This window comes from Pseudomonas sp. NPDC088368 (assembly GCF_044753445.1).
Taxonomy (GTDB): domain Bacteria; phylum Pseudomonadota; class Gammaproteobacteria; order Pseudomonadales; family Pseudomonadaceae; genus Aquipseudomonas; species Aquipseudomonas bambusae.
In genome coordinates this window covers 85298-110628 of record NZ_JBIVNG010000013.1, presented here as the reverse complement: position 1 = coordinate 110628, position 25331 = coordinate 85298, and the positions used below count along the sequence as shown (strand labels likewise).

Here is a 25331-nt window from a genome sequence, read left to right as displayed (position 1 = left end):
ACCGCTGATTATACGGGCGCGCGCCGCCGCTTTGTTTCTCTCAACACAGAACCGTCTCCGTCGTTGGATAGTCTTATTGCTTAGGCATTTGCCTTGTATAGTTGCGACTTCCTCTGAGGAGATTTTCATGCGCATTCCTTCCCGTTTGATTGGCGGTGCCCTGGTCGTCAGCCTGCTGGCCCAACTGACCGCGTGCGGCAGTATTTTCTACCCTGAACGTCGCGGCCAGATTCAAGGCAGCGGTCGCATGGACCCGGCCATTGTGGTCCTCGACGCCATTGGCCTGCTGTTCTACATCCTGCCCGGCGTGATCGCGTTTGGCGTGGACTTCGCCACCGGCGCGATTTACCTGCCAGACGGCAAGCAAGCGCAAATCGACCCGGAGAAGTTGCAACCGGCCGTGCGCACCGATGGCACCGTGGACAACCTGCGACTGCAAGCCATTCTGAAGACTGAACTGGGCCGCAACCTGCCGCTGGACGATCCGCGCCTGATCCAGCACAAGGGCAGCGTCGAGCAACTGGCGTCGCTGGGTCTGGTGCCGTCCGCCTGATGTTTTCGAGGTTAGATTGAAGGAAGCGCCATGAGCAGCAGCCCTGAACACGCCCGGTTATTGCGCCTGGCAACCCGCGCGTCGCTGGCCGTCGCGAGCATTCTGATCATCGCCAAGGCCATTGCCTGGTGGTTGAGCGGGTCGGTCAGTCTGCTCGCTGGCCTGACCGATTCGTTGCTCGATGGCGCAGCGTCGTTCCTCAATCTGCTGGCGGTGCATTACGCACTGCGTCCGGCAGATGAAGACCATCGATACGGGCACGGCAAGGCCGAAGCCTTGTCGGGCATGGCGCAATCGTTGTTCATCGCGGTCAGTGCGTTTCTGATCGGCTTTCAGGCCATAGAGCGCATTCAACATCCTCAGGCGTTGGGCGCACCGGCGCTGGGCCTGTTGGTCATGGTGCTGTCGATCGCGCTGACTGTCGCCCTGTTGATGTTTCAGTACAAGGTCGTCAAGGAAACCGGTTCGGCAGCGATTCGTGCCGACTCGCTGCACTACCGCTCGGACCTGCTGCTCAACGCCAGCATCATGGTTGCGTTGGGGCTGGCGTATTTCGGGTATGACCAACTGGATGCGTATTTCGGCCTGGTGATCGCGTTCTACATCCTGTGGAGCGCGATATCGATTGCGCGAGAAACGGTGTCGGTGCTGATGGACGCCGAGCTTGAACCGGGCGTGAGTGCGCGGATGCTGGAATTGGCGCAAGGCGTGCCGGGTGTATTGGGCGCTCATGATTTGCGCACCCGGATTTCAGGGAATCACTGGTTTGTGCAGCTGCACTTGGAATTGCCGGGCGCGTTGACGCTGCTGGTGGCGCATGAACTGTGCGAGCAGGTCGAGCGGGCGATCATCGCCGAATTCCCCAAGGCCGAAGTGCTGGTGCACGCCGACCCGCAGGAAGTGGTGAATCGGGCGAACAGCCCGGTGATGAATTGAAGGAGTAACCCCTCGAACCGATGGTGTTCTCTGTTGGAGCGAATTCATTCGCGATACGTCGGCATGGGCGACACATGGGTGTCGGGTTTACCACCGCTTCGCGAATGAATTCGCTCCCACAGGGGGCAACCGAGCAGGCATCCTGAGGGCATCACCGATCATTCAGCCTCACTGCTGAACGCTATACCCCCGCCCTGCATAACACGCTGCCATGGCCTGACGATAAATCCCGACCACTTCCGGCGCGGGCTGATAGGTCGCGGCGGCCGGGTCGAAGTTGCTCTGCTGCACGGCATAGCGGTAACAGTCGTAACGGTCCTGCTCGACCTGCTGCTGCGTCTGACCATTTGCCGGGTAGGCCACCACATCGTACGGATCGGCAGGTTGCTGTTGCTGCACCTGCTGTTCCGGCGAATAGACCGGCTCCACGCCCTGCGGCGGTTCGGCGACGACGTATTCCTGAGAGCTCTGCTCGTAGGTGTAATAGGTGCCCGCAGCGACGAAAAACAGCGCGCTGCCGAGCCATACTTGCTGAGCGTAGTCCGGCAAATACCGCACACGCACACCCCGTGGCGGCGCAACGACCACATAACGCGGACCTTGCGGGCGATACCAATAGCCGCCTGAGTAGAAATAATCGCTGCCGTGATACGGCACGCGAGAGTAGCCGCCCGGCATCCGGTCTATCTCATACCCCGGACGATAACGCGGCCCGCCGCCCCATCCATCGCCGTGCCCACCGGGACGACCGTTGTTGCCGGGACGGTTATCACCGCCGCGCCACGGATTGTTGTCCCGAGGTTGATCACGATAGAAACCCTGACGCGGCTGCTGCGTCTGCACCACGGTGTCCGGGCGACTCTGAATCGGCAGATTGCCCTGGCGGTCTTGCAGCTGACGCTGCTGCAACTGTTGCTGCTGTTGACGTTGCTGCTGCTGTTGCTGTTGCTCCTGCTGGCGCTGTTGTTGGCGCTGCTGTTCCTGCACCTGATCCTGACGCTGCTGGTTGCGCTCACGGTCCTGCTGCTGGCGTTGCTGATCCGCCCGCTGTTGCTGATTCTGTTGAATCTGCCGCTGCTGGTTCTGCTGTTCCTGCTGGCGCTGCTGCTGGTATTGCTGCTGTTGCTGTTGGCGTTGTTGCTGCTGCTCGCGCTGCTGATCCATATTGAAGCTGCGCTGCTGGTTCTGTTGTTGCTGTTGTTGCTGTTGCCGCTGCTCGAAGCCCCGCTGCTGTTGCTGGCGTTGCTCATTGCGCTGCTGTTGTTGATTGTTATCGTCGGCCAACACCTGAGCGCTGATGCTCAAGGCCAAAAGACTGACACCTGCCAAACGCCAGATGCGCATGTTCATGCTTTCCTCACTGCGGCGCGGATACTTGATGGTAGGACTGCATTATGGGTGCGCCGTTCGCAGCACTCTATAAGCGTGCACAAAAAAAGAGGGCCCTTTGGGGGGCCCTCTTTCGAATACTTCGTCCTGGCTCGACGCTTTTGGCGCCGGCTCACCTCGCATCGTCTTCTGGACAGTGCGTAGCCCGGTGGCCTGGTCAACCCTGTCGGATTGGAGGCCGCGGCTGGCCTGATTCGGCGGGCCGCGCTGGACGCTGTGTCCGGGCAGTGATTCTGGTTAAAAGAATAGGCCTGAGCGTGCGACACAGGATTGCGAATGTTGCTGATGAAAACACCACTTGCGCAATTTTTCCCTTCGGATGAATAATTCGGCGCAATCGATCTCATAAAGGTACCCGTCGTGAGCAAGCTCGATAGATATGACCTGAGTATTTTGGCCGAACTGCAACGTGACGCGCGCATTTCCAACCAGGAGCTGGCCGAGCGCATCGGTCTGTCACCATCGCCTTGCTCGCGGCGGGTCAAACAGCTGGAAGACGACGGCTACATCGTTCGTCAGGTGGCTCTGCTGGATCGCAAGAAGCTGGGGCTGAGCCTGACGGCGTATGTGTTGATCGGCATGGACCGTCACACCCCGGACCGCTTCGAACACTTCGAGCAGCAAATCCGCAGCTTGCCGCAAGTGCTGGAGTGCAGCCTCGTGACGGGCGTCGACGCCGACTATCAATTGAAGGTCGTGGTGCCGGACATGGACCACTATCAGAAATTTCTGCTGGGCCACCTGACCCGTATCGACGGCGTGACCAGCGTGCGTTCGAGCTTCGTGCTCAATCAGGTGCTGGCGAGCACCGAATTGCCGCTGGTGCACCTGAGAAGCTGATTCCCGTTCAATTCACCCCGCGCGACCGATTCGAAGGAGACGACCATGGAACCCGAGGTGTTCGAAGAATGGATGATGACCATTCTGGTGACCGTGCTGATCGGTTTCATGGGATTCATCGTCTGGGACCTGGCCAAGAAGTCGAAGGCTGGACGCTTCGGGACGATCATTTTGTTCGGTGTACTGGGGCTGGGCGTGCTGGCGTTTGTGATCAAGAGCGTGGTGATTGCGTATCTTGAGCAGCACTCCTGACCCCAAGCAAACGCAGATCAAACTATGGGAGCGAATTCATTCGCGAAACGGTGGTACATCCGACACAAATGCGCCGACCATGCCGACGTCTCGCGAATGAATTCGCTCCCACAGTGGGTCGGCGCCAGCAGTCAGGGCAGTGAGCAATCCGCAATACTCACAGCTTCGCGGGCACTTCCCGCCACTGTCCCTGATCCAGCCCTTCAATGCTCCAGTCGCCAATCCGCACCCGCACCAGTCGCAAGGTCGGCAACCCTACTGCCGCCGTCATCCGGCGCACCTGCCGGTTACGCCCTTCCTTGATGACCAGTTCCAGCCAACTCGTCGGCACGCTTTTGCGAAACCGCACCGGCGGATTGCGTGGCCACAGCTCAGGCTCGTCCAGCTGCCGAGCCTGCGCAGGCAAGGTCGGGCCGTCGTTCAGTTCGACGCCGTCACGCAGCTTTTGCAATTGCTCGTCGCTCGGTTCGCCCTCGACTTGCACCCAATAGGTCTTGGCCAGTTTGTGTTTCGGGTCGGCGATTCGCGCCTGCAATTGCCCGTCGTTGGTCAGCAGTAACAGACCCTCGCTGTCGCGGTCCAGCCGCCCGGCCGGATAGATACCGGGGATGTCGATGAAGTCCTTGAGGGTCGCACGCCCTTCCCCGTCGCTGAACTGAGTCAGCACGTCGAACGGCTTGTTGAACAGAATCAAACGAGGCTCGGCAGGCGGGGCCTTGGCGACGCGACGGGGCGCACTGGAAGGGCCAGGCGCAGGACGGCGGGAAACGGGGCGTTGATGACGGGACATGACAACTCAAGGCGCGGAAACAGAAAGGGCCACTTTAGTGGCCCTTTCGCTAAACGCCTAGCCTCAACGGAACGGCGGTTCGTCGAAGCTGCGCAGTTTGCGCGAGTGCAGCGAGTTGAGCTGCGTGCGCATCAGGTCCAGCGCGGCGATGCCAATCTTCAAATGCTGGGTCACAGCGCGCTCATAGAAGGCGTTGGCCGAACCCGGCAGTTTGATTTCGCTGTGCAGCGGTTTGTCGGACACGCAAAGCAGCGTGCCGTACGGCACCCGCAGACGATAACCCTGAGCCGCGATGGTGCCGCTTTCCATGTCCACGGCGACAGCACGAGACAGATTGATCAGCGGGCGTTCTTGCGCCCAGCGCAGTTCCCAGTTGCGGTCGTCGTAGGTCAACACGGTGCCGGTGCGCAGACGCTTTTTCAGGTCATCGCCACGTTCGCCGGTGATTTGTGCCGCCGACTCCTGCAACGCCAGTTGAACCTCGGCCAGCGCTGGAATCGGGATGTTCGGCGGCAGTACACGGTCGAGAATGCCGTCGCGGCGCATGTAGGCGTGAGCCAATACGTAGTCACCGATGGTCTGCGACTGACGCAGGCCGCCGCAGTGGCCGATCATCAGCCAGCAATGCGGACGCAGCACGGCCAGGTGGTCGGTGATGTTTTTCGCGTTGGACGGGCCGACGCCGATGTTGACCAGCGTCACGCCATGGCCGTCTTCGGCGATGAGGTGATAGGCCGGCATCTGGTAACGGTGCCAGACCACGCTGGACACGATGGCCTGCGCCTCGCCGTGGTCCATGCTCTTGTCGACGACGACGTTGCCCGGCAGCACCATCTTCACGAAACGTGGATCGTCACGCAGCTTTTCCAGGCCATGAACGATGAACTGGTCGACATAGCGGTGGTAGTTGGTCAGCAGAATCCAGGGCTGCACATGGCGCCAGTCGCTGCCGGTGTAATGCACCAGACGACGCAGCGAGAAATCCACGCGAGCGGCGTCGAACAGCGCCAGCGGCAGTGGGTCGGTATTCGCCCAGTCATAGAGACCGTCGGCGATGCCATCGGTGGCGGCGGACAAGTCGGTGCTCGGGAACACGCGAGCCAGGGTCGCAGCGGTCACCCCGGTGCCTGCCAGCTCATCGCCTTGCTCGACGACATACGGATACGGAATGTTCTGCACGCTGACGCCCACTTCGACCGTGACGGTGAAGTCGTTCATCAGCGGCGTGAGCTGTTCGATCAGGTATTTGCGAAACGCCGCCGGGTGGGTGACGGTGACGCTATAGGTGCCCGGCAGCTGGACCTTGGCGTATGCGCGGGTGGTCAGCGGCACTTCGCCGTGGCAGTGGTAGGTCAGACGCAATTCGGGGTAGCGGAACTGCAGACGCTCGTCGGCGTCCGGTTCAACGCGGTCTTTGAGGTAACGCTTGAGCGCCTGGCTCAACGCAGTGGTCGCACGTCCGTGCAGCTCGGCAAGCCGGTCCACAGCTTGCTCGGCAGTTTTTACGACAATGAAAGCTTCAGTCACGATGCGCATCCTTCTGATCTTGCAAGGCTCCATCTTGCCTGCAACGGCGGGGGAAGGCACGAACGGCGTTGATGAAACACCAACGGGAGGCGGTATTCCCCTGTGGGAGCGAATTCATTCGCGATACGTCGGTACTGGCGATGCAGCTGTATCGGCTGTGCCACCGCATCGCGAATGAATTCGCTCCTACAGTAGATCAGCGGCACGTATGAGATGTCGGTCAGCCAATCGGCGGGGTTGAACGCGCCACCAGCGCTTCCACATCCACCCTACGGGGCAACGCGCCATACACCCGTCCCGGATGCTGCAAACGCCCGGCGATAAACCCGTCGCTAACCACCGAGTTCCCCGCCTCCAGCAAGAGCTTGGCCTGCAAACCGACGGCGATGTCTTCGGTCAGTTGCCGGGCACGGTATTGGATGTCGGCGGTGACCTTGAACGCGGTTTTCAATTGATCGATGTGCGCGGCCAGTCGAGCGTCGCCATGGCCATCGCCCAGTTCATCGAACAGCGCGTCGAGCACGCCCGGTTCTTTCGACAAGGCACGCAGCACGTCCAGACACTGCACGTTCCCCGAGCCTTCCCACGTCGAGTTGACCGGCGCCTCTCTATAAAGACGCGGCAAGATCGTGTCTTCGACGTAGCCCGCGCCACCCATGCATTCGGCGGCTTCGTTGATCATGGCCGGGGCGCGTTTGCAGATCCAATACTTACCCACCGCCGTGACCAGCCTCGCGAAACGTGCTTCGTGAGAGTCGTCCAGCCGCTCCAGCGAGCGGCCCATGCGCAGGGTCAGCGCCAGCGCCGCTTCGCTTTCCAGCGCCAGATCGGCCAGCACATTCTGCATCAGCGGCTGTTCGCTCAACACTCGCCCGCTGACGGCCCGGTGCGCGCAATGGTGGGCTGCCTGAGTGAGCGCCTGACGCATCAACGCGCTGGAACCGGTCATGCAATCGAAGCGGGTCATGGCGACCATTTCGATGATGGTCGGCACACCGCGCCCTTCTTCGCCGACCATCCACGCCAGCGCGCCGCGGAATTCGACTTCGCTGGACGCATTCGACCAGTTGCCGAGTTTGTTCTTCAGGCGCTGTATGTAGAACTCGTTGCGGGTGTCGTCCGGACGATGGCGTGGCAGCAGGAAACAGGTCAGGCCTTTGTCGGTCTGCGCCAGCGTGAGAAAGGCATCGCACATCGGTGCCGAGCAGAACCACTTGTGGCCGACCAGCTCATACGCCTGACCGGGGCCGGGCTGGCCGACGGGATAGGCGCGAGTGGTGTTGGCGCGAACATCGGTCCCGCCCTGTTTCTCGGTCATCGCCATGCCGATGGTCGCCCCGGCCTTGTGGGCGATGCCGACGTTACGCGGGTCGTACTGGGTGGCGAGGATTTTCGGCAGCCAGACGTCGGCCAGATCCGGCTGCAAACGCAAGGCGGGAACGCTGGCGAAGGTCATGGTCAGCGGGCAACCACTCCCCGCCTCCGCCTGGCTGTGCAGGTAGCTCATGGACGCGCGGGCGACGTGGGCGCCTTCGCGGGGATCGGTCCAGGGCAATGAGGGGATGCCGTGCTCGACCGCCGTTTGCATCAACTGGTGATACGCGGGGTGAAACTCCACGAGATCGATGCGATGGCCGTAACGGTCATGGCTCGCAAAGACGGGTTTATTCTGATTGGCGAGAAAGCCGGCCTCCATCAGCGGACCGCCTGCCAGCGCACCATAGGCATCGATTTTCGACTCCGCCCAGCCCGCGCCGTAGCGTCTGGACCACTCTTGCAGCGGCAGGTCGATGCGGTAAAGGTTCGTCCCGTCCAGCGAGGGCGGCTGATTGGTGACGTCGTGGGTTTCGGCGAACTGATGCAGGTTCATGGCGGCCTCCGGTTCGGATCGGTGCACGGCAATGGCGCAGATGTGAGCCAGTGAATCACGCACGCGACACCGAAAAAAGTGCCATAGCCGACTAAATCACGGCGGGTTTGCCGTTGGGTGAGCATGATCTGCTTTCGCCTGATCCACCCCGTCGCTGCCGTCGTGCCTCCGGCGTCTCCCACAGCGGACTTGTCGTCGGCGATATCTGCGTCCAACGCCGCAATACCCAGGGTGTACGCGAAACTCCAATACGCCACAAATCCTGTAGGAGACGCCGGAGGAACGACGGCAGCGAAGACAATGCATCAGTCACGCCTAGGTGACCGACAACGTCGCCCGCTCAACGTCCACGCTCAACCGGAACTGGCTGCCAATGCCCGGTTCTGACTGGTGACTCAAGCGCCCACCCTGCAGCTCGATCAGTTTGCGGCAGATCGCCAGACCGATCCCGAGGCCGCCGTACTCGCGGGTCATGGAGCCGTCGACCTGATAGAAGTTGGCGTATAGCGTGTCTTCGTCCAGCCTCACGAAGCCTATACCGGTGTCGATCACGTCCAGCAGCAAACGCACTTGCTGGTCGTGAGCATGTCCACCCACGCACAGTCTGATCGCACCGCTTTTGGTGAACTTGATGGCGTTGTCCAGCAGGCAATCCAGGCATTGACGCAGTTTCAGAGAGTCCCCAAGCAAGCTGTCCGGCAAGGTTTCGTCCAGCTCGACACTCAGGGACAGCGCCTTGTTCCGAGCCAAAGGTTCGAACGTACTGCGCACTTGAAACAGTAAATGCCGCAGGCTGAATGCTTCGCGCTGAACGCCGATACGCCCCGCTTGCAGCTCGGTCAGGGTGAGAATGCCGTTAACGATGCCCATCATGTTCTGCGCGGAATCCGCAGCGGTCTGGCGGTACAGCGCGATTTCTTCGTCGCAGACCTCCATCTGCATCAGCTCCAGGGAACCGATCACGCCATTCATTGGGGTGCGCAGTTCGTGGGTCAGGGTGGCAAGGAATTCATCCTTGAGCCGGTTGCTGACCGCCAGTTGCTGGTTGAGTGTTTCCAGTTCCTTGCTCGACTGCGCCATGATCTGGGTCTGCCGGTCGCGCATGGTGTTGATGCGGTCCGCCAGCGCCAGCGACAGCAGTGCGACTTCCACGACTGAGCCGATCTGGCTGGCGTACATGGTCCAGAAATTGTTCGGCAAGTGCCCCAGCAACATGGTCGCGTTGATCACCCCGCCCAACAGAAATGCCGACCAGGCGAAGATGAAATAACGGGCAACGCGACGCCCCTTCAGCCAGGCGACGATGCCAATCAGCAGAATGACCGGGGTAAACAACAGAACCAGCCCGGTCACCAGCCTAAGTGCGATGCCGTAATCCATGGTCAACGACAGAATCATGATGACGGCGGCGCACAGCATCATCAGCACGAGCGGGGAATCGAGCCAACGCCCCAGCCCCGGCGTTTGCAGGAACTTACGCGCAAATTGGCTGGCGAACAGGATCGCCGCTGCAATCAGAAACGTCGTGGAGACGTTGGCCCACCACGGGTTGTCCGGCCACAGGTATTCGATACCGGCACCGTTGACAGACACTTGGTACAGCCCGAAACAAGTGATGTAGAGGATGTAATAGAGGTAGCTGGTGTCGCGCACGCTCACGTAAATGAACAGGTTGTAGACCAGCATCACCAACAACACGCCGTAGATCATGCCGAGGATATACAGCCGCGACGGTTGATCTTCGATGTAGGCGTGACTGGCCCACAGATTGAGCGGCGCCTGAACGGAACCATGGCTGGCGACGCGAACGTATATCGTCTTGCTCTCGTTGGCCTTGAGGTTCAGGTCGAACAGGTAGTTGTTCTGTTTTATCTGACGGCTCTGGAACGGCAGCATGTCGCCGGTTCTCCACGTCAGGCTCGGCTCGGCGGTCTCGCTGGCCATGTACAGATCGACGTGGTCCATGGGTGGGTAGGCGAGTTCGAGCAACCAGTCGGCCGAGGCCACCGGGTTCGCGGGCCTATAGGTCAATTGCACCTTTAACCAGAAGGCAGACTCGGAGTAACCGGCGTTCAGCGCACCGGCATCCAGCGCGTGAAACTGCGCCTGGCCTTCGGGCGAGGCTACCTGTTCAATCGTCGCCGAACCGCTCGGGTCCTCGAACACCTGAGTCGCACGGCCCAGCGACAAGGTGCGCGTGGTTTCGTCGAATTCCAACGCGCTGGCCAACGAGGGCAGCAGGATCAACAACAACGTCAGCAGAACGCGCATACAACACCGCCGACATTCATGGGGGCGGCCATGCAGTTCCCCCGATCTGTGGGAAACGACGTCAAGTTTGAGGCGAAAAGGGGGCTCAACAGGCAACGCACTTGCATTCACTCTTCAGGCAGAAATAAGACTTACAGCCGACAGCATAGCGACTGATAGCTGGGTGACACCATCTGTATCGTCACACATCAGACTTTCGTGACCCCTTTAAGATGACTGGCATCATAACGCCGGCCAGGCCCGTGCTAGAGGGCGCAAGCGATTGCCGGAGAAAAATCTGCCGCCGACCAGCGGCCCGGCAAAAGCTTTAGTGGTAAGCTCGCGCACCATGAATATCTATAGCTCCCGCCCCGTTGTCCTCTGTCTCTCCGGCCACGACCCCAGTGGCGGCGCCGGCTTGCAGGCAGATATTGAAGCCCTGCTCGCTCAGGGTTGTCATGCCGCCCCTGCGGTCACCGCGCTGACCGTGCAGGACACCGTCAACGTCACCGATTTTCGCGTGCTGGATCGCGAGTGGGTGCTGGCTCAGGCCAATGCCGTGCTCAACGATTCGCAGGTCGCGGCGGTGAAGCTGGGCATGCTCGGCTCGTTGGAGATGGTCGACACCGTCGTCGAACTGCTGCAAGCGAATCCGCACCTGCCGCTGGTCTGCGACCCAGTGCTGCGTGCCGGTGGCGGCGGGCGACTGGGCAAGGATGAAGTCGGCTATGCGATGCGCGAGCGGTTGCTGCCGCTGGCCACCATTGCCACGCCAAACCTGCCCGAAGCGCGCATTCTGGCCGAGCTGCCGGAAGGCACCGCCGACGAGTGCGCCGAAAAGCTGTTGCCGTTCTGCGAACACTTGTTGATCACCGGCGGCCATGGCGACGAGCACGAAGTCCATAACCGGCTGTACATTCGCAACGGCGAATCGCGCACCTTTACCTGTCAGCGCCTACCCGGCAGCTACCACGGTTCGGGCTGCACGCTGGCGAGTGCTTTGGCCGGTCGACTGGCCCTCGGGCAAGACGTGATCAGCGCTGTGCAAACCGCCCTGGACTACACTTGGCGCACGTTGCGCGACGCTGAGCAACTGGGCAAAGGCCAGTTCGTTCCTCGTCGTTTGCCGCTGGATTTCTGCTCGTAACGCCACGAACAAGAGGCACCCCCGATGAAACTGCGTGGCCTGTATGCCGTTACCGACAGCCAACTGTTGGCCGGCAAATTCCTGTCCTACGTCGAGGCCGCCCTTGATGGCGGCGTGACCCTGCTGCAATACCGTGACAAATCCGGTGACGAGACCCGCCGTCTGCGTGAGGCCTCGGAACTGCTGAAATTGTGCGACCGCTACAAGACCCGCCTGATCATCAATGACGACGCCGAGGTGGCTGCACGCCTCGGCGTTGGCGTGCACCTCGGCCAGACTGACGGCTCGCTGCCCGACGCACGCGCCCTGCTCGGTCACAAGGCCATCGTCGGCGCTACCTGCCACGCACAGCTCGAACTGGCGGAAAAAGCCAAGGCCGACGGCGCGACCTATGTGGCGTTCGGGCGTTTCTTCAACTCCAACACCAAGCCCGGCGCACCTGCATGCAGCCTCGAAATGCTGGCTGACGCACGCAAGCGTATATCGCTGCCGATTGCCGTTATCGGCGGCGTCACGCTGGAAAACGCGGCCCCGCTGGTGGCCCATGGCGCCGACCTGCTGGCGGTGGTGCATGGCCTGTTTGGCGCGGAAAACACGCAAGAAGTCACCCGTCGCGCTCGCGCCTTCAACGACCTGTTCAAATCGGCCTGACTCTTCGTCGGGCCGACTTACCCTCATTCGATTCAAGCAGAGACCTTCATCATGTCCCGTTCTGAAACCCTGTTCGCCAACGCACAGAAACACATCCCCGGCGGCGTCAACTCGCCGGTTCGTGCGTTCAAGAGCGTCGGGGGCACTCCGCTGTTCTTCAAACACGCAGCAGGTGCCTATGTCACCGACGAAGACGACAAGCGCTATGTGGATTACGTGGGTTCGTGGGGGCCGATGATTCTGGGCCACAGCCACCCGGACGTGCTGGACGCCGTGCGTAAACAGCTGGAGCACGGCCTGTCTTACGGCGCGCCGACCGCGATGGAAACCGAGATGGCGGACCTGGTCTGCTCGATCGTGCCGTCGATGGAAATGGTGCGCATGGTCAGCTCCGGCACCGAAGCGACCATGAGCGCGATTCGCCTGGCCCGTGGTTACACCGGTCGCGACAGCATCATCAAGTTCGAAGGCTGCTACCACGGCCACTCCGACAGCTTGCTGGTCAAGGCAGGTTCGGGGGCGCTGACCCTGGGCGTGCCGAGCTCGCCGGGCGTGCCTGCGGCGTTCGCCAAACACACGCTGACTCTGCCGTTCAACGACATCGACGCGGTCAAGGCGATGCTCGCGGACGTCGGCCAGGAAGTGGCGTGCATCATCGTTGAGCCAGTGGCAGGCAACATGAATTGCGTGCCGCCAGCGCCGGGTTTCCTGCAAGGCTTGCGTGAAGAGTGCGACAAGCACGGCGTGGTGCTGATTTTCGACGAAGTGATGACGGGTTTCCGCGTTGCCCTCGGCGGCGCACAAGCCTATTACGGCGTGAAGCCTGATCTGAGCACCTTCGGCAAGATCATTGGCGGCGGCATGCCGGTGGGCTGCTTCGGCGGCAAGCGCGAGATCATGTCCCACATCGCGCCGCTGGGTCCGGTGTATCAAGCGGGCACGCTGTCGGGCAACCCGCTGGCCATGGCAGCCGGTCTGACCACGCTGCGCCTGATCAGCCGCCCAGGCTTCCACGATGAACTGAGCGCGTTCACCACGCGCCTCCTCGAAGGCCTGCAACAGCGTGCCGACGCAGCGGGCATCCCGTTCGTGACGACTCAGGCGGGCGGTATGTTCGGCCTGTATTTCACCGACGTGAAAGAGATCGTTACCTTCCAGGACGTGATGAGCAGCGACGCCGACCGCTTCAAGCGCTTCTTCCACCTGATGCTGGAAGGCGGCGTGTATCTGGCGCCGAGCGCCTTCGAAGCCGGCTTCACCTCCATTGCCCACGGCGACGCGGAGCTGCAACTGACCCTCGACGCAGCCGAAAAAGCCTTCGCGCAGTTGAAGTAACACGACATCCTGTGGGAGCGCGCTTGCCCGCTCCCACAGTTGATTGACCGTGTTATTCGGCTATTTTGTTTAAACGTTAGTTGTATGCGGCGCTTCGAGCCCCCTGAATACAGGCGAATCAAGCCCGTGCAGCAGAAAATCAGTAAAGACTTTGTAAGGTAGGCCCCGCTTATTTCATAATGCGCAGCCAGCACGTTTAGCTGGACGGGCATGCCCGCACCTTTTTCAGAGGTAAGTCGACTTCCATGAATCGCACCGGCCGCACCCTTGCATTGGGCTGCCTGTTGCTTCTTCATCCCCTGCTGGCGAATGCAGGTGGCAACTCGTTGTTAATACCAGCGGTGGGTCGCTGCACCCTGAATACCCAGCCAGACAACCTGCCAGCCGCCTTGTCGGCGTGTCAGCAGGCGGCCAAAGGCGGGGATGCGCAGGCGCAATACGAGTTGGGACAGTTCTATTACGACGGCAAGAACACGCCGCGCGACCTCACTCAGGCACTCAACTACTTCGAACAGGCCTCATTGCAGGGCCATGCGCAGGCGCAGTATCAACTGGGCCTGATGTTCTTCCGTGGTGAGGGTGTGCAAGCCAATAACATTCAGGCTTATATCGTCCTGAAAATGGCGGCGGTCAACGGGTCGGAAGATGCGCTCGACCAGGCCGACGAAGTTTCGGGCCAAATGAAAAAGGAAGATCTGGAAGTCGCGACCCAAGTGCTGGGGCAAATCTTCCGCAAGTATCTTCTGGAGCTGCAAACCGCCGAAGGGCGCACGCCATTCGCGCCCTTCCCGGATACCAGCAAACCCTGATCGAGTCGCCGGACCTTATTTGTCCGGCATCGGCATTGGGAACGGCATGACATTGCCAGTCTGACGCGCCTCACTGATCTTCGCCGTGCCCATCCGCTCGACTTCATCGATACGCACGATCGAATGCATCGGCACGAAGCTGCGTACCACTCCGTCGAACTGCTGCTTCAACTTCTCTTCGCTGGGGTCTACTACCACGGTCGTGCGCTCACCGAAGACGAATTCCTCAACCTCAAGAAACCCCCACAGATCGCTTTGATAGATCTGCTTGGCGTACATCTCGTACACCTGGCCCTGGTTGAGAAAAATCACCTTATAGATTGGAGCTTCGCGTTTGGTCATAACAGGCAGGCAATGATCGGTGTTTTGAAAAGGGCGCGAACTATAGCATGCCGCTGGTTAGGCAACGCTAGGAACCCGAGGCCATGGTCCCTATAATGCGCGGTTCTTCGAATCACCTGATGAATCCGAACCCGCATGGCCAAGAAGCTTTATATCGAAACCCACGGCTGCCAGATGAACGAGTACGACAGCTCGCGCATGGTCGATCTGCTGGGCGAACATCAAGCGCTGGAAGTCACCGCCCGCGCGGAGGACGCCGACGTCATTCTGCTCAACACTTGCTCCATCCGCGAGCGGGCGCAGGACCGCGTCTACTCCCAGCTTGGCCGCTGGCGCGAGCTGAAGCTTGCCAACCCGGAGATGGTGATCGCCGTCGGTGGTTGCGTCGCCAGTCAGGAAGGTGCGGCGATTCGTGATCGGGCGCCGTACGTCGATGTCGTGTTCGGCCCGCAGACCCTGCACCGCCTGCCGGACATGATCGACGCCGCACGCATCACCCGCTTGCCGCAGGTGGATGTGTCGTTTCCGGAAATCGAAAAATTCGACCATTTGCCCGAGCCTCGCGTCGATGGCCCGAGCGCTTATGTGTCGGTCATGGAAGGTTGCAGCAAGTACTGCACGTTCTGCGTGGTGCCTTACACGCGGGGTGAAGAAGTCAGTCGGCCCTTCGATGACGTGATCACCGAAGTCTTCCACCTCGCCGAAAACGGCGTGCGTGAAGTGACCCTGCTCGGCCAGAACGTCAACGGCTATCGCGGCACGACCCACGACGGGCGCGTGGCTGACCTCGCTGAATTGATCCGCGTGGTGGCGGCCATCGACGGCATCGACCGCATTCGCTACACCACGTCGCATCCGCTGGAGTTTTCCGACAGCCTGATTCAGGCCCACGCCGACGTGCCGGAGCTGGTCAAACATCTGCATTTGCCGGTCCAGTCGGGTTCAGACCGCATTCTTGCGGCGATGAAGCGCAACCACACCGTACTGGAATACAAATCCCGTTTGCGCAAGCTGCGTGCAGCGGTGCCGGACATTTGCATCAGCTCGGACTTCATCGTCGGCTTTCCCGGCGAGACCGAAAAAGATCATTTGCAGACCATGAAGCTGGTAGAAGACGTCGGCATGGACTTCTCCTACTCGTTCGTCTACAGCTCGCGCCCTGGCACCCCGGCAGCGGATCTGGCCGATGACACCTCGGAAGAAACCAAGAAAGAGCGCCTCAAGCAGTTGCAGGACCTGATCAACCGTCAGGGCTTCGAGATCAGCCGCAAAATGGCGGGCACTGTCCAGCGCATTCTGGTCACCGACTATTCGAAGAAAGACCCCGGCGAACTGCAAGGGCGCACCGAGAACAACCGTATCGTCAACTTCCGCTGCGACAACCCCAAGCTGATCGGGCAATTCGCCGACGTCTACATCGACAGCGCGCAACCGCACTCGTTGCGGGGGTCGTTGTTGCAGTAAGGCCCGACGCCCTCATCCATCAGCAGCGCCGCTGATGGCATGCCGGGCGACGACCTGTGGGAGCGAATTCATTCGCGAAAAATGCTTCAGCCGATAAAGATGTATCGCCTGTTGTATCTTTCGCGAATGAATTCGCTCCCACTGGGATCACCCCCAGGGCCCAATACCCGCGTACAAATCCTGCGGCATTCAACCATTAGTAAGTGAGCCCTTTCGGACAGTGCCCACAGGGGTTATCCTTCATTTCACCTTTATTGCCGTCGGGCGGCTAAAAACCACTTTGAACGCACCTATCGAACCACATCGTTTCAGCCTCGAACCTATCGAGGCCCACCGCTTCGCCAATCTGTGCGGGCAATTCGACGAGCACTTGCGCCTGATCGAACAGCGCCTGGACATCGAAATCCGCAATCGCGGAGGCCAGTTCGAGATGATCGGCGAGCGCAAACAGACCACTTCGGCAGAAAACCTGTTACGCCGACTCTATCGGGAAACCAAAAGCACCGAGCTGTCCCCGGACATGGTTCATCTGTTCCTGCAGGAATCCGGCGTCGAAGAGCTGGACAACCACCCTGCTGCCGAAGTCGGCGTAGCCCTGCGTACCAAGAAAGGCATGATTCGCCCTCGCGGCTTGAATCAGCAGCGGTACGTGAAGGAAATCCTCGCCAACGACATCAACTTCGGCATCGGCCCGGCCGGTACCGGCAAGACTTACCTTGCCGTGGCTGCGGCCGTCGATGCGCTGGAACGCGAACAGATTCGCCGCATCCTGCTGGTGCGTCCGGCGGTTGAAGCAGGCGAAAAGCTCGGTTTCCTGCCCGGCGATCTGGCGCAGAAGATCGACCCGTACCTGCGACCGCTCTACGACGCGCTTTACGAGATGCTGGGCTTTGAGTACGTGGCCAAGCTGATCGAAAAGCAAGTGATCGAAGTTGCGCCGCTGGCCTACATGCGCGGACGCACCCTTAATAACAGCTTCATCATTCTCGACGAGAGTCAGAACACCACCGTCGAGCAGATGAAGATGTTCCTGACCCGTATTGGCTTTGGCTCCACCGCCGTGATCACCGGTGACATCACCCAGATCGACCTGCCGAAAGGCACCAAATCCGGGCTGAATCATGTCATCGAAGTGCTCAAGGACGTGCCGGGCATCAGCTTCACCCACTTCAAGCCCAAGGACGTCGTGCGCCATCCATTGGTGCAGCGCATCGTCGAAGCCTACGAGCGCTTCGAAGAGAGCAACGAGCAAAATGCCCCTCGGGAATACCGCCGCGATGCTTGAGCTGGATCTGCAAGTCGCGAGTGAAGCCAGCGCCCCCAGCGAAGCCCAGTTCCGCCTTTGGTGTGAGATGGGCCTGCGCCAGCGCGTCGCCGACTCGGAAATGACCATTCGCCTGGTCGACGAGGCGGAAGGCCGGGAACTGAACCACACCTGGCGTCACAAAGACTACGCCACCAACGTGCTGTCCTTTCCCGCGGACGTGCCTGACGAACTCCTCGACATTCCGTTGCTGGGTGACCTGGTGATCTGCGTGCCGGTCGTGACCCGCGAGGCTGCCGAACAGGGCAAGGCGCTGGACGCACACTGGGCGCACCTCACCATTCATGGGTGTCTGCATTTGTTGGGCTACGATCACATCGACGATGACGAAGCTGAAGAAATGGAAGCACTGGAACGGGAGTTGCTTGCAGAGCTGGGGTATCCCGATCCCTACGCCGACGACGAAATCGTCGACACACCACCTACAGAAACACCAGGCAAGGACCACGAGTAAGGGCTATGAGCGAAGACCGATCGAGCAACGGGCAAAAGTCATGGTTGGGCAAACTGACCCAGGCATTTGCCCATGAGCCGAAGAACCGCCAGGAGCTGCTAGAGCTGCTGCGCGAAGCCCATCAGAACAAATTGCTGGACAGCGAAGCGCTGGCCATCGCCGAAGGCGCCATTCAGGTGGCTGACCTCCAGGTCCGGGACATCATGGTCCCGCGCTCTCAGATGGTCAGTATCAAGGCCAGCCAGAGCCTTCGCGAGCTGCTCCCGGCAGTGATCGATTCCGCCCACTCTCGCTACCCGGTGATTGGCGAAAGCCACGACGACGTGCTCGGCGTATTGCTGGCGAAAGACCTGCTGCCCTTGATCCTCAAGGAAAACGGCGACGTCGGCGACATCAAGAGCCTGCTGCGTCCGGCGACCTTCGTGCCGGAATCCAAGCGCCTCAACGTGCTGCTGCGTGAGTTCCGCGCCAACCACAACCACATGGCCATCGTCATCGACGAATACGGCGGCGTGGCGGGTCTGGTGACCATCGAAGACGTGCTGGAACAGATCGTCGGCGACATCGAAGACGAGCACGACGTCGAGGAAGACAGCTACATCAAACCACTGCCCAGCGGCGACTTCCTGGTCAAGGCGCTCACCCCCATCGACAGCTTTAACGAGTTCTTCGACAGCGAGTTCTCTGACGATGAATTCGACACGGTCGGCGGTCTGGTGATGAATGCGTTCGGGCACCTGCCAAAGCGTAATGAAATCACCGAAATCGGCGCGTATCGTTTCCGCATCCTGAATGCGGACAGCCGCCGGATTCACCTGCTGCGCCTGAGTCCGATTTCGCGCTCGTAACGTCGTATCCGTTTGTCATAAGGAATGTAAATGCGCTGGATCACCCGCCCCGGCTGGCCCGGTAACCTGCTGGCCGTGGCGGCTGGCGCACTCGTCACCCTGGCCCTGGCGCCGTTCGATATTTGGCCACTGGCGATTGTCGCGCTGGTGGTTTTCTACCTCGGGTTGCGCGACCTGACACCTCGCCAAGCGTTGTGGCGGGGCTGGTCGTACGGGTTTGGCCTGTTTGGCGGCGGCACCAGCTGGATCTACGTCAGCATTCACACTTACGGCGAAGCGCCGGTCTGGCTCGCCGGGTTCCTGATGGTGCTGTTCTGCGCTTCTGTCGCCTTCTTCTTCGCCCTGCCCGCCTGGCTCTGGGCGCGCTGGATTCGCCGCAACGAAGCGCCTTTGGCCGATGCGCTGGCTTTCGCTGCGCTGTGGTTCGGTCAGGAAATGTTTCGCGGCTGGTTCCTCACAGGCTTTCCTTGGCTTTACTCCGGTTACAGTCAACTCGATGGCCCGCTGAAAGGTCTGGCGCCGCTCGGAGGCATGTGGCTGATTTCGTTCAGCCTCGCGCTGACCGCTGCCCTCCTGTGCAATCTGCCTCGACTGCGTGCACGCAAAAGCTTCTTCGCTGCTGGCATCGCTCTGCTGCTGGCGCCTTGGGTGGTGGGTCTGGCGCTGAAAAGCCATGCCTGGACCGAACCTTCAGGCGCGCCGTTGAAAGTTGCCGCGATGCAGGGGAACGTCGAACAAAGCATGAAATGGGACCCGGCTGCGCTGAACGCTCAGTTGGCCCTTTACCGCGACATGACGTTCACGTCCCAAAAAGCCGACCTGATCGTTTGGCCGGAAACCGCTGTGCCGGTGCTCAAGGAGTCCGTCGAGGGCTACCTGACGATGATGGGCAAGTTTGCCGCAGATAGGGACTCAGCACTGATCACAGGCGTGCCGCTGCGGCAGAAAGGCGGGCGTGGTGAATTCCGTTATTACAACGCCATCACCGTCACCGGCGAAGGCGACGGCACCTACCTGAAACAGAAACTGGTGCCGTTCGGTGAGTACGTGCCATTGCAGGACCTGCTGCGCGGGCTGATCACGTTCTTCGACCTGCCGATGTCCGACTTTGCACGCGGCCCGGCCGAACAGGCATTGTTGCAGGCCAAGGGTTACCAGATCGCGCCGTTCATTTGTTACGAGGTCGTCTACCCCGAGTTCGCCGCCAGCCTTTCCGCCCAGAGCGATCTGCTGCTGACTGTGAGCAACGACACGTGGTTCGGCACGTCCATCGGCCCGCTGCAGCATTTGCAGATGGCGCAGATGCGCGCACTGGAAGCCGGTCGCTGGATGATCCGTGCCACCAACAATGGCAAAAGCGCACTGATCGACCCGTTCGGCAAGATCACCACCACTGTGCCGCAGTTCGAACGGGCAGTGATGTACGGCGAAGTCACGCCGATGCACAACCTGACGCCGTACCTGCACTGGCGTTCGTGGCCACTGATCATTCTGTCGGTGTTGTTGATTGGCTGGGCGCTGCTGGCGAGCCGGATTTCCAAGACGGTTTGATGCCCGACCTGCTGAAACACATGCCTCAGGTGGGAGCGAATTCATTCGCGATGCGGTGGTACATCCAATGGAGATATGTTGGATTTACCGGCCTCTCGCGAATGAATTCGCTCCCACAGGGAACTGCAGAGCCCGCTAAATCACCGATAAAACACCCGATACCCCACCAATCCCGCCGCTTCATTGATCAACTGGCCCATCTGCCAGACGGCTTTGGACTCTGGCAGCCAGCCACCAAACGGTCTGGCGTTGTCCGTGCTCAAAAAGCCGACAGGCGCGGGCACGACCGCAAAACCGGTCTTTTCAAAGCTCCAGACCGAACGCGGCATGTGCCAGGCCTGCGTCACCACGACCACTCGTTTGATCCCCAAGGGCTGCAACACGGCCGCCGTCATCGTCGCGTTTTCCCACGTGGTCCGGCTTTCGCCTTCTTGCCAGCGGACAGTCACTCCAAAATCGTCGCGCAACGAATCAGCCATGATCGCCGCTTCACTCGGCGGCTCGCCGTAATGCAACCCGCCCGTGGTCAAAATCGGCAGGCCAGAGGCCTTGGACAAACGCGCCGCATACCGCATCCGTTCGAGAGCCGTTCCCGTCGGGATGTCACTGCCCCAACTGGGGTCGTTGCGCTCACGGCCGGAACCGAGCACCACGATAGCGTCGGCATGCTGGGCCAAGGTTGCCCACTGGCCCTGTTGCAGGGGTGGAATACTTTCGATGCCTTTGGCCGACCACTCCACCACGACCGGCAGGCTGGTCAACAGCAGTCCACCGAAGCCGATCACAAACAGCACTCGCGCCAACCGTGGCCTGGCCGTTCTCAGCCACCAGGCGAATAAGAGGAGCAGCAGAAAGATGCCGGGCGGCAGGAGCAGGTTCTTGATGGCGTAACGAAAAGGCATCGGGCATCTCCAGAAGATGCCCGAAGCCTAGAAGGATTGACGCTAAGCAACAATGCTTAATCAGACGGGATTGGACCCGTAAACGTTACCGCTTGAAATGTTTGCTGGAACTGTAGCGACTCAACTTTGCCGACACCTTGGCGCGACGCTGGTCCTTCAACCAGATGACATTGGTTGAAAGTTGCGGGCCGCGGGCCGACTCCGAAGGCTCCCGGGAACTGCTGAGACTCCCTTTCTTGATGTTCGGTGATTCCTCTCTTACAACGATGTCCTTGCGATCCAGATAGGCCTCGATCAACTGAAACTCGGCCTGACTCAAACCACGGAGTTCCAGTTCGGTGGGGTACTCATTGCGAAGCCGGACTGCTGTTTTCGCCATGTCCAGGGCCAGCCCCAGACGATCAATCAAACGGTCATACAGATCAGGTTTCTCTACTTGGTGCCGCAGCTCTGCCATCCGTTCACCTCACTGAAGATAAACACATACCCTCGACAATGAGCTTAGCGGCACTGCAAAAACCGGCGCGATGCCGCGACCAACGGCGAATGACGGGGGTTCAGGGGCCCTGACCATGCAATCAAAGGTTTCCCTCGATAGTCTGCCCTCATGTATGCTACGGCGCTTCCTGTTATTCCACTTCCGCTCCTCCGGGTTCGAACCCGTCGCGTTGGCAAAGGCACAGCCTGACACGTGACGCCCCTCCAGTCCGGGACGGCAGCGAAGCGGTCAAGGGTCACCAATCTCTAGTCAAAAGTAGCCATGCACGAACTCTATCAGCCCCGCGAAATCGAAGCCGCCGCCCAGACCTTCTGGGAAGAGCAAAAGTCTTTTGAAGTCAGTGAACAGCCAGGCAAGGACACGTACTACTGCCTGTCGATGTTCCCTTACCCTAGCGGCAAGCTACACATGGGGCACGTGCGCAACTACACCATTGGTGACGTGATCGCCCGCTATCAGCGCATGCAGGGCAAGAACGTGCTGCAGCCAATGGGTTGGGATGCGTTCGGCATGCCGGCAGAAAACGCCGCGATGAAGAACAACGTCGCACCGGCCAAGTGGACCTACGAGAACATCGCCTACATGAAGACCCAGCTCAAGAGCCTGGGCCTGGCGATCGATTGGTCCCGCGAAGTCACCACCTGCAAGCCTGATTACTACCGCTGGGAACAATGGCTGTTCACGCGCCTGTTCGAAAAAGGCGTGATCTACCGCAAGAACGGCACCGTGAACTGGGACCCGGTCGATCAGACCGTTCTGGCCAACGAGCAAGTGATCGACGGCCGCGGCTGGCGTTCGGGCGCGGTGATCGAAAAGCGCGAAATCCCGATGTACTACTTCAAGATCACGGCCTACGCCGATGAGCTGCTGGAGAGCCTCGACGAGTTGCCGGGCTGGCCTGAACAGGTCAAGACCATGCAGCGCAACTGGATCGGCAAATCCCGCGGCATGGAAGTGCAGTTCCCGTACGACCAGGCCTCCATCGGCGAAGCCGGTGCCTTGAAAGTCTTCACCACCCGCGCTGACACCCTGATGGGCGCGACCTACGTGGCCGTGGCCGCCGAGCACCCGCTGGCGACCCTGGCGGCGCAGAACAACCCTGAGCTGCAAGCCTTCATCCACGAATGCAAAAGCGGCAGCGTCGCGGAAGCTGACGTCGCCACGCAGGAAAAGAAAGGCCTGCCGACTTCCCTGTTCGTCGAGCACCCACTGACTGGCGAGAAGCTGCCAGTGTGGGTCGCCAACTACGTGCTGATGCACTACGGCGACGGCGCGGTCATGGCCGTCCCGGCTCACGACGAGCGCGATTTCGAATTCGCCACCAAGTACAACCTGCCGGTCAAACCGGTGGTGCGCACCAGCGCAGGCGATGAAACCCCTGCGCCTTGGCAGGACGCGTACAACGAGCACGGCGTGCTGATCAATTCCGGCGAGTTCGACGGTCTGGACTTCGCCGGTGCTTTCGACGCCATCGAAGCCGCCCTCGCCAAGAAAGACCTCGGCAAATCGCGCACCCAGTTCCGTCTGCGCGACTGGGGCATCAGCCGTCAGCGTTACTGGGGCTGCCCGATCCCGATCATCCACTGCGACACCTGCGGCGACGTGCCGGTCCCAGAAGACCAACTGCCGGTCAAACTGCCGGAAGACGTCGTACCGGACGGCGCAGGTTCGCCACTGGCGCGCATGCCTGAATTCTACGAGTGCAGCTGCCCGAAATGCGGCGCACCGGCCAAGCGCGAAACCGACACCATGGACACCTTCGTGGAGTCGTCGTGGTACTTCGCCCGCTACGCCTCGCCTCATTACGAAGGCGGCATGGTCGATCCGAAAGCCGCGAACCACTGGTTGCCGGTCGACCAATACATCGGCGGTATCGAACACGCGATCCTGCACCTGCTGTACGCGCGCTTCTTCCACAAACTGATGCGCGACGAAGGTCTGGTCAGCTCCAACGAACCGTTCAAGAACCTGCTGACCCAGGGTATGGTCGTTGCCGAGACGTTCTACCGTCTCGAAGCCAACGGCAGCAAAACCTGGTTCAACCCGGCTGACGTCGAATTCGAACGCGACAGCAAGGCCAAGATCATCGGCGCCAAGCTGATCGCCGACGGCCTGCCGGTGGAAATCGGCGGCATCGAGAAGATGGCCAAGTCGAAGAACAACGGCGTTGACCCGCAATCGATGATCGATCAGTACGGCGCCGACACCTGCCGTCTGTTCATGATGTTTGCCTCGCCGCCTGACATGAGCCTGGAATGGTCCGACTCCGGCGTCGAAGGTTCGCACCGTTTCCTCAAGCGCGTATGGCGTCTGGGCCAGGCCCACGTCACCGCTGGTCTGCCGGGCGCGCTGGACAAAACAACACTGAGCGACGATCAAAAAGCCGTGCGCCGCGCCATTCACTTGGCCATCAAGCAAGCCGGTCAGGACGTTGGTCAGCACCACAAATTCAACACCGCCATTGCTCAGGTAATGACGCTGATGAACGTGCTGGAAAAAGCACCGCAGGCGTCGGAACAGGATCGTGCGCTGTTGCAGGAGGGTCTGGAAACCGTCGCCCTGTTGCTCGCCCCGATCACGCCGCACATCAGCCATGAACTGTGGAACGCGCTGGGTCACGCCGATCCGGTGATCGACGCGGGCTGGCCCGTGGTGGATGAGTCCGCGCTGGTGCAGGACACGCTGCAACTGGTGGTACAGGTCAACGGCAAGCTGCGCGGTCAGATCGAAATGCCTGCCAGTGCCAGTCGCGAGGACGTCGAAGCCGCTGCACGGACCAACGAAAACGTGCTGCGCTTCATCGACGGTCTGACGATTCGCAAAGTGATCGTCGTACCCGGCAAACTGGTGAACATCGTCGCCAGCTGATTGGATCAGGCGCCTGACACGGTCAGGCGCCCAACACACTTCCAGAGCCCGCACTTCGGGCTCAAACGGATTCAAGGGGAGCAACAAGATGATCAAACGCAATCTGCTGGTAATGGGCCTCGCGGTATTGCTGAGCGCCTGCGGTTTCCAGCTGCGCGGCACTGGCACCAACGCCTTGTCGATCAAGGAGCTGGACGTGAGCGCCCGCGACGTCTACGGCCAGGTTGTCACTGAGTTGAAAAACACCCTGACCAACAGCGGCGTGCACGTTTACACCGGTGCTCAGTACAAGCTGTTCCTGGCCCGTGAAGACGAGACCCAGCGCACCGCGAGTTACGCAGGTTCCGGCAACTCGGCCGAGTATGAGCTGACCACCGTGGTGAAATACGAAATCCACGGCACCAAGAACGTCCTGCTGCTCGATGACAACGTACAGTCCACCAAGACCTATGTGCATGACGGCAACAACCTGATCGGTTCCGACCAGGAAGCCGAGCAGATCCGCAAGGAAATGCGCAGCGACCTGGTGCAGAAGTTGATTGCCCGCCTGCAGCAGCTGTCGCCGCAGCGTCTGGACGAACTGCAAGCCAAGGCTGACGCCGCCGCTCGTGCCCAGGCCGATGCCGAAGCCGCCGCTCAACGTGTTCGCGACGAGACGCCTCAACAGTCTCCGATCGAAATCCCGTCCAAGTGATGGCATCAGGGCCGGTTCGCCGGCCCTGATCTTTTC

Annotated in this window: 22 protein-coding genes and 2 pseudogenes; 16 read left to right on the top strand and 8 right to left on the bottom strand. The window is 60.5% G+C overall.

What is annotated here, in order from left to right; genetic code table 11:
* The first annotated feature begins 127 nt into the window (after nt 1–127).
* Both ACIQAL_RS26290 and ACIQAL_RS26285 read left to right on the top strand, forming a co-directional pair.
* Nucleotides 128–553 (top strand): polyribonucleotide nucleotidyltransferase, encoded by a 426-nt coding sequence (locus tag ACIQAL_RS26290; protein WP_401150507.1) that lies wholly within the window; start codon nt 128–130, stop codon nt 551–553.
* A gap of 30 nt (nt 554–583) precedes the next feature.
* Nucleotides 584–1489, top strand: a complete 906-nt coding sequence (locus ACIQAL_RS26285; protein WP_401150506.1) for a cation diffusion facilitator family transporter — start codon at nt 584–586, stop codon at nt 1487–1489.
* A 168-nt stretch (nt 1490–1657) separates the two neighbouring features.
* Here ACIQAL_RS26285 and ACIQAL_RS26280 read toward each other — a convergent pair whose 3' ends face one another.
* Nucleotides 1658–2476 (bottom strand): DUF6515 family protein, encoded by an 819-nt coding sequence (locus ACIQAL_RS26280; RefSeq protein ID WP_401150504.1) that lies wholly within the window; start codon nt 2474–2476, stop codon nt 1658–1660.
* Here ACIQAL_RS26280 and ACIQAL_RS26275 point away from each other — a divergent pair.
* The 3 genes and pseudogenes from ACIQAL_RS26275 to ACIQAL_RS26265 all read left to right on the top strand — a co-directional run.
* Nucleotides 2390–2863: pseudogene (locus tag ACIQAL_RS26275) on the top strand (hypothetical protein); the annotation flags it as partial. The gene ACIQAL_RS26280 and the pseudogene ACIQAL_RS26275 sit on opposite strands and share 87 nt — an antisense overlap.
* 375 nt (nt 2864–3238) lie before the next feature.
* Nucleotides 3239–3718 carry an Lrp/AsnC family transcriptional regulator gene (locus tag ACIQAL_RS26270; protein WP_166597505.1) on the top strand — a complete coding sequence of 160 codons (480 nt, stop codon included), beginning with the start codon at nt 3239–3241 and terminating at the stop codon, nt 3716–3718.
* A 45-nt stretch (nt 3719–3763) separates the two neighbouring features.
* Entirely contained in the window at nt 3764–3970 is a 207-nt protein-coding gene (locus ACIQAL_RS26265; RefSeq protein ID WP_401150502.1) for a DUF2788 domain-containing protein, read from the top strand.
* 157 nt (nt 3971–4127) lie between these two features.
* On the opposite strand, the gene ACIQAL_RS26260 is transcribed toward ACIQAL_RS26265, so the two are convergent.
* The 4 genes and pseudogenes from ACIQAL_RS26260 to ACIQAL_RS26245 all read right to left on the bottom strand — a co-directional run.
* Nucleotides 4128–4760: a pseudouridine synthase gene (locus ACIQAL_RS26260; protein ID WP_401150500.1), complete on the bottom strand. Its 633-nt coding sequence runs from the start codon at nt 4758–4760 to the stop codon at nt 4128–4130.
* A 63-nt stretch (nt 4761–4823) separates the two neighbouring features.
* Nucleotides 4824–6320, bottom strand: coding sequence for an AMP nucleosidase (gene amn, locus ACIQAL_RS26255; protein WP_178115759.1), 1497 nt, complete (start codon nt 6318–6320; stop codon nt 4824–4826).
* A 187-nt stretch (nt 6321–6507) separates the two neighbouring features.
* The gene (locus ACIQAL_RS26250; RefSeq protein ID WP_401150498.1) at nt 6508–8157 is read right to left on the bottom strand and encodes an acyl-CoA dehydrogenase family protein; all 1650 of its coding nucleotides are present in this window, start codon (nt 8155–8157) and stop codon (nt 6508–6510) included.
* Between the two features lie 339 nt (nt 8158–8496).
* Nucleotides 8497–10428 (bottom strand): annotated as a pseudogene (locus ACIQAL_RS26245) (7TM diverse intracellular signaling domain-containing protein); the annotation flags it as partial.
* 328 nt (nt 10429–10756) lie between these two features.
* Here ACIQAL_RS26245 and ACIQAL_RS26240 point away from each other — a divergent pair.
* The 4 genes from ACIQAL_RS26240 to ACIQAL_RS26225 all read left to right on the top strand — a co-directional run bounded on the left by ACIQAL_RS26240 (nt 10757) and on the right by ACIQAL_RS26225 (nt 14349).
* A complete protein-coding gene (locus ACIQAL_RS26240) occupies nt 10757–11554 on the top strand; it encodes a hydroxymethylpyrimidine/phosphomethylpyrimidine kinase (RefSeq protein WP_166597499.1) in 798 nt (265 codons plus the stop codon).
* Between the two features lie 24 nt (nt 11555–11578).
* Entirely contained in the window at nt 11579–12205 is a 627-nt protein-coding gene (thiE, locus tag ACIQAL_RS26235) for a thiamine phosphate synthase (protein WP_401150497.1), read from the top strand.
* A gap of 51 nt (nt 12206–12256) precedes the next feature.
* Entirely contained in the window at nt 12257–13540 is a 1284-nt protein-coding gene (gene hemL, locus ACIQAL_RS26230) for a glutamate-1-semialdehyde 2,1-aminomutase (RefSeq protein ID WP_401150495.1), read from the top strand.
* 245 nt (nt 13541–13785) lie between these two features.
* Nucleotides 13786–14349, top strand: a complete 564-nt coding sequence (locus tag ACIQAL_RS26225) for a tetratricopeptide repeat protein (RefSeq protein WP_341961764.1) — start codon at nt 13786–13788, stop codon at nt 14347–14349.
* A 15-nt stretch (nt 14350–14364) separates the two neighbouring features.
* Here the strand turns inward: ACIQAL_RS26225 and ACIQAL_RS26220 are convergent, their stop codons facing one another.
* Entirely contained in the window at nt 14365–14691 is a 327-nt protein-coding gene (locus ACIQAL_RS26220; RefSeq protein ID WP_166597495.1) for a DUF1820 family protein, read from the bottom strand.
* A 135-nt stretch (nt 14692–14826) separates the two neighbouring features.
* Here ACIQAL_RS26220 and miaB point away from each other — a divergent pair, with 135 nt between their 5' ends.
* The 5 genes from miaB (at nt 14827) to lnt (ending at nt 20332) form a co-directional block, all read left to right on the top strand.
* A complete protein-coding gene (gene miaB, locus ACIQAL_RS26215) occupies nt 14827–16155 on the top strand; it encodes a tRNA (N6-isopentenyl adenosine(37)-C2)-methylthiotransferase MiaB (protein WP_166597494.1) in 1329 nt (442 codons plus the stop codon).
* Nucleotides 16156–16435: 280 nt separating this feature from the next.
* Nucleotides 16436–17440 (top strand): PhoH family protein, encoded by a 1005-nt coding sequence (locus ACIQAL_RS26210; RefSeq protein ID WP_401150494.1) that lies wholly within the window; start codon nt 16436–16438, stop codon nt 17438–17440.
* Nucleotides 17433–17933 (top strand): rRNA maturation RNase YbeY, encoded by a 501-nt coding sequence (gene ybeY, locus ACIQAL_RS26205; protein ID WP_401150603.1) that lies wholly within the window; start codon nt 17433–17435, stop codon nt 17931–17933. The genes ACIQAL_RS26210 and ybeY overlap by 8 nt, the downstream gene beginning before the upstream one ends.
* Before the next feature lie 5 nt (nt 17934–17938).
* The gene (locus tag ACIQAL_RS26200; protein ID WP_166597491.1) at nt 17939–18781 is read left to right on the top strand and encodes an HlyC/CorC family transporter; all 843 of its coding nucleotides are present in this window, start codon (nt 17939–17941) and stop codon (nt 18779–18781) included.
* Between the two features lie 30 nt (nt 18782–18811).
* Nucleotides 18812–20332, top strand: a complete 1521-nt coding sequence (gene lnt, locus ACIQAL_RS26195; protein WP_401150491.1) for an apolipoprotein N-acyltransferase — start codon at nt 18812–18814, stop codon at nt 20330–20332.
* Between the two features lie 140 nt (nt 20333–20472).
* On the opposite strand, the gene ACIQAL_RS26190 is transcribed toward lnt, so the two are convergent.
* Nucleotides 20473–21234, bottom strand: coding sequence for a YdcF family protein (locus ACIQAL_RS26190; protein ID WP_401150490.1), 762 nt, complete (start codon nt 21232–21234; stop codon nt 20473–20475).
* Nucleotides 21235–21319: 85 nt separating this feature from the next.
* Nucleotides 21320–21691 (bottom strand): hypothetical protein, encoded by a 372-nt coding sequence (locus tag ACIQAL_RS26185; RefSeq protein WP_401150488.1) that lies wholly within the window; start codon nt 21689–21691, stop codon nt 21320–21322.
* Nucleotides 21692–21994: 303 nt separating this feature from the next.
* Here ACIQAL_RS26185 and leuS point away from each other — a divergent pair, with 303 nt between their 5' ends.
* Nucleotides 21995–24601, top strand: a complete 2607-nt coding sequence (gene leuS, locus ACIQAL_RS26180) for a leucine--tRNA ligase (RefSeq protein ID WP_401150487.1) — start codon at nt 21995–21997, stop codon at nt 24599–24601.
* A gap of 88 nt (nt 24602–24689) precedes the next feature.
* On the top strand, nt 24690–25295 hold the full coding sequence (lptE, locus tag ACIQAL_RS26175) for an LPS assembly lipoprotein LptE (protein WP_166597486.1): 606 nt from the start codon (nt 24690–24692) through the stop codon (nt 25293–25295).
* Nucleotides 25296–25331: the final 36 nt, after the last annotated feature.